This window comes from Bacillus sp. 522_BSPC, assembly GCF_001076885.1.
In the GTDB taxonomy this organism is placed as follows: Bacteria; Bacillota; Bacilli; order Bacillales; family Cytobacillaceae; genus Niallia; species Niallia hominis.
In genome coordinates this window covers 2,940-6,568 of the sequence record NZ_JVDT01000103.1, presented here as the reverse complement: position 1 = coordinate 6,568, position 3,629 = coordinate 2,940, and the positions used below count along the sequence as shown (strand labels likewise).

The 3,629-nt window shown below is 34.9% G+C and carries 4 protein-coding genes; 3 read left to right on the top strand and 1 reads right to left on the bottom strand.

Annotated features, from left to right (window positions below):
• Positions 1-23: 23 nt before the first annotated feature.
• Positions 24-479 (bottom strand): IS200/IS605 family transposase, encoded by a 456-nt coding sequence (gene tnpA / locus ADJ83_RS08015; RefSeq protein WP_031538471.1) that lies wholly within the window; start codon positions 477-479, stop codon positions 24-26.
• 553 nt (positions 480-1,032) lie between these two features.
• Between tnpA and ADJ83_RS08010 the strand changes: the two genes are divergently transcribed.
• From ADJ83_RS08010 to ADJ83_RS08000, 3 genes are all read left to right on the top strand, one after another.
• Positions 1,033-1,800, top strand: coding sequence for a hypothetical protein (locus tag ADJ83_RS08010; protein WP_031537785.1), 768 nt, complete (start codon positions 1,033-1,035; stop codon positions 1,798-1,800).
• Between the two features lie 90 nt (positions 1,801-1,890).
• Positions 1,891-2,955: an AbrB family transcriptional regulator gene (locus tag ADJ83_RS08005; RefSeq protein WP_031537783.1), complete on the top strand. Its 1,065-nt coding sequence runs from the start codon at positions 1,891-1,893 to the stop codon at positions 2,953-2,955.
• Positions 2,956-3,051: 96 nt separating this feature from the next.
• Positions 3,052-3,480, top strand: a complete 429-nt coding sequence (locus ADJ83_RS08000) for a GNAT family N-acetyltransferase (RefSeq protein ID WP_031537782.1) — start codon at positions 3,052-3,054, stop codon at positions 3,478-3,480.
• Positions 3,481-3,629 lie beyond the last annotated feature (149 nt).

Below are 3,629 nucleotides of genomic sequence, written 5' to 3'. Positions count from 1 at the left end.
TGACCGCCAACCGTTTACTCTCCCTACTTTTCTTTAAATGGATCGACGTATTCTCGTTTGCTCATATTATCTCGCAAACGGTCTTCTGCTTCTTGCTCTCGAATATACTTTGCAATTGTTTTTTCGTTTAATCCCACCGTACTTACGTAATATCCTTTCGCCCAAAACGTTCGGTTTCCATGATTATATTTTAAATTTGCGTGTCTATCATGGATCATCAAGGAACTTTTACCTTTTAAATATCCCATGAAATACGAAACAGACATTTTCGGTGGTATTTTGACCAGCATGTGAATATGATCTGGCATTGCATGTGCTTCCAATATTTCTACATCTTTCATTTCACATAGTTTTCTCAAAATAGCACCTATATCTTTTCTTAATTTCCCATACACTACTTTCCTTCTGTATTTGGGAATAAATACGATATGATACTTACAATTCCATCTTGTATGTGATAAACTATTGTCGCTCGACATGAGCAGGACTCCTCTCGTTAATAGAAGTTGGTTTGACGGCCATCTTCTATTATAACGATTGGAGTTTTTTTCTGATACAACTCTACAAGTTTCATTTGCACACAGGCATAGCCTGTGGTTTAAAAAGATCAATAAAAGAGATTCCCAATTTGCAAAGTGTCTTTGCGATTGGGAGTCTTTTTTTGTTTGGTGTATTGGCATTCATTTGTTGAAATACTTGTATTATAGAGCGGGAGCGATTATGAGATATATAGTAAGTGATGAAAGCTAGAATTTGTTGGGAAGGATACGGTAAGAATGATGTTCAACAGGGAAATCAAAACCACTTTCGGTAAGAGCTAAGGGAAAAATGGTGTTCATCAAAGGAATGAAAACCACTTTTAACTAGGGTTAAGCGAAAAATAGCGTTCCTGCCTCTCCATCCAAAACCAATACACATATCCAGCATCAAAAAATCAACTATCCGTTATTTTTTAAAAATTCTTTTCCTTACTTACATGATTTTTCCAAAAAAGGACATGCTAAAATTATTATGATGTTAGGAGGTTTTAGCATGAGAAGGGAATTACTTGTTGCTTTGAGTGCTTTCTTTTTAATGACTTTAACTGCTATTACTGGTGTTTATGCAATGGAGAAGGATGAGAAGACCAATAAACTTATCCTAGAAGAAAAAACGGATATTACAAGTGATGGGCAAGAAGAAATGATTCAATTAAAGGGAGATGCTTCAGATCAACCTGAAAATAGTAATTTTTTTAAGGAATTATTTCTTGATGTTTCTATTCAAAAAGATAAGACTGCAACGTTAGCCGTTGAAGGTGGCTTTGATCCTAAATTACATATAATGGATATAAATGATGATCACCATAAAGAATTATTGCTATCTGTATCTGCGAATGAAAGAGGAACAGAGAAGAGTTTTTATTTCTTTCAGTTGCAAGGAAATAAATTAGTAGAATTGCAAAAACCAGAGTTAGCATCAGTAGAAAGCCAGTTTAAGGATGCATATAAAGCAGAATTAAAGATAAATAAAGAAAAAATGTATATTTTTGATTTATATGATCGCAGACATCATTATGAAAAGCTTGGCCTTTACCATAAAGGAAGATTAAATGAACCGACCGAGTTAATCTTATCTCCATTTTCTGAGTTAAAGGTAACTAGACTAAATAATCAAACTGCTATCAAGGGAAAACAACGGATAAGTGGATTAGCTGCTGTTGATACCATTGGCTACTTGGAAACTTGGTGGACTTGGAATAAGCAAGAATGGGTGCTGCAAAAAGTAAAAGTAAAGGAAATAAGCTATAAAGGCAACTAATGATTATCAAAAAATGAAAGTAGTCCTTCATTTTAAGGGAAAATAAGTAGTATAATGAGAGTACTTATTTTTATAGAAGGGATCGAAATCATGTCATTACTTTTATTATGTTTAAGTGCTGTACTTGGAGGATGGGTGTTTCAAGTATGCCAACTTCCCCTTGCTTGGCTACTTGGCCCCATGTTCAGTACGATTCTTTATGTTCGACTTGCCAAAAATTCTCCTAAATTACCTTTCTCTTTTCGAGATATCGGGCTCCTTGTGATTGGATACCTCATTGGAAAGCAATTCACGAAACAAACATTAGTAGAAATGGGTAGTCATTTACCATCGATGCTTTTAATGACTGTTATCATGATTGCTTTTAGTTTAATCCTTGCGTTTATCACTTCGAAGTTAACACACAGCAATTTAAAATCAACTGTTGCAGGTAGTATTCCTGGTGGTTTATCCCAAATGATTGCCATCAGTTCTGAAATTAAAGGAATTGATTTAACTGTTGTAACAGTTATTCAAATAAGCCGTATCTTATCCGTCATCATTCTCGTTCCACTCCTTGTTTATAGTCCGATTCTGTATGGAAATCAAGCCACAGCAACGGTGACGTCTACTGCTGACAGTGCAAGCTACGAATGGATGATTTTTCTGCTCCTCTTCTGTTGCTATCTTATCGCAAGCTTAGTGAAAAAGTGGAAGTTTCCAGCACCGTTTATGATTGGTCCGATGCTTTTTATTGCGACGATATCCATTGCTGGGTTAGATGTGCCAGCAATTCCGACTACTTTAGTCTGTGTTGCCCAAACGTTAATAGGCATTCATCTTGGATTACAAATTAAATTCGGAAATATCGAAAATAAGGCAAAGTTTTTAAGTGTTGTCACTGTCACTTCCACTCTACTTGTTCTATTTTCTTTATTACTTGGTTATATTTTAATAAGCATAGACAGCGATATCTCCTTATTAACTGCATTTATTGGGTTAGCGCCAGGAGGAATGGCGGAAATGGCAGTACTAGGACAATCTGTTCATGCTAACTTGCCGATTATTACAACCTATCAGTTATTCCGTTTATTATTTATCTTGTTTTGTGTGCCAATTATGATGAAATGGGGTTTTCAACATGCAGAAAAGCGTTTAGAGGAGCGAAAAGGATAAGTGAATTATCGGTATTTCTTTTTGTATAGCAAATAATTTATTTCATGGATTGAAAAAGCTTTTATCTGTCAAATGTATCATGAGGGGGAAAGGGGAATGGAGATAAGAGAAGCAACTTTAAATGATATAAAGGAATTAGCTGTATTGATGGATCAACTTGGCTATACGACTACCGTTGAGCAAATGAGGATTCGATTACATGCTATTGAAGCTAGTCCCAATCATTATACTTTAGTAGCTTGCTATGAAATGAAAGTGGTTGGGATGATCGGATTTCATACAGATATTCTATACAATAAAGATGGTATTTATGCTAGAGTCATTGCCTTCGTAGTAGGCGCTAATTATCGAAACAAAGGGATTGGAAAGCTATTATTAAATGAAGTGGAAAGTTTTGCGAAAAAAATCGGCGCAGTTGGAATCGGTTTAAATAGCGGAAATCGTAAAGAAAGAGCAAATGCACACCAATTTTATAGAAAAATGGGATATAAAGCTGAGAGCACAGGATTTTCGAAACCTTTGTGATAGTTCTCACCAGATTTAAAATTGTAATATTTGAATTTGTTGTTTTTCTAAAATTAGATAAGAATATTTGCGTTTGAAGTAAACGGAATACTAGTAATTGTTGCGGGAAGTTAGTATCCTATTATTTTATCAAGGAGTTTGTCTATGAT

Coding starts and splice junctions, on each gene's coding strand:
- ADJ83_RS08010 (WP_031537785.1), top strand. CDS start 1,033: ATGAGAAGGGAATTACTTGTTGCTTTGAGTGCTTTCTTTTTAATGACT.
- tnpA (WP_031538471.1), bottom strand. CDS start 479: ATGTCGAGCGACAATAGTTTATCACATACAAGATGGAATTGTAAGTAT.
- ADJ83_RS08005 (WP_031537783.1), top strand. CDS start 1,891: ATGTCATTACTTTTATTATGTTTAAGTGCTGTACTTGGAGGATGGGTG.
- ADJ83_RS08000 (WP_031537782.1), top strand. CDS start 3,052: ATGGAGATAAGAGAAGCAACTTTAAATGATATAAAGGAATTAGCTGTA.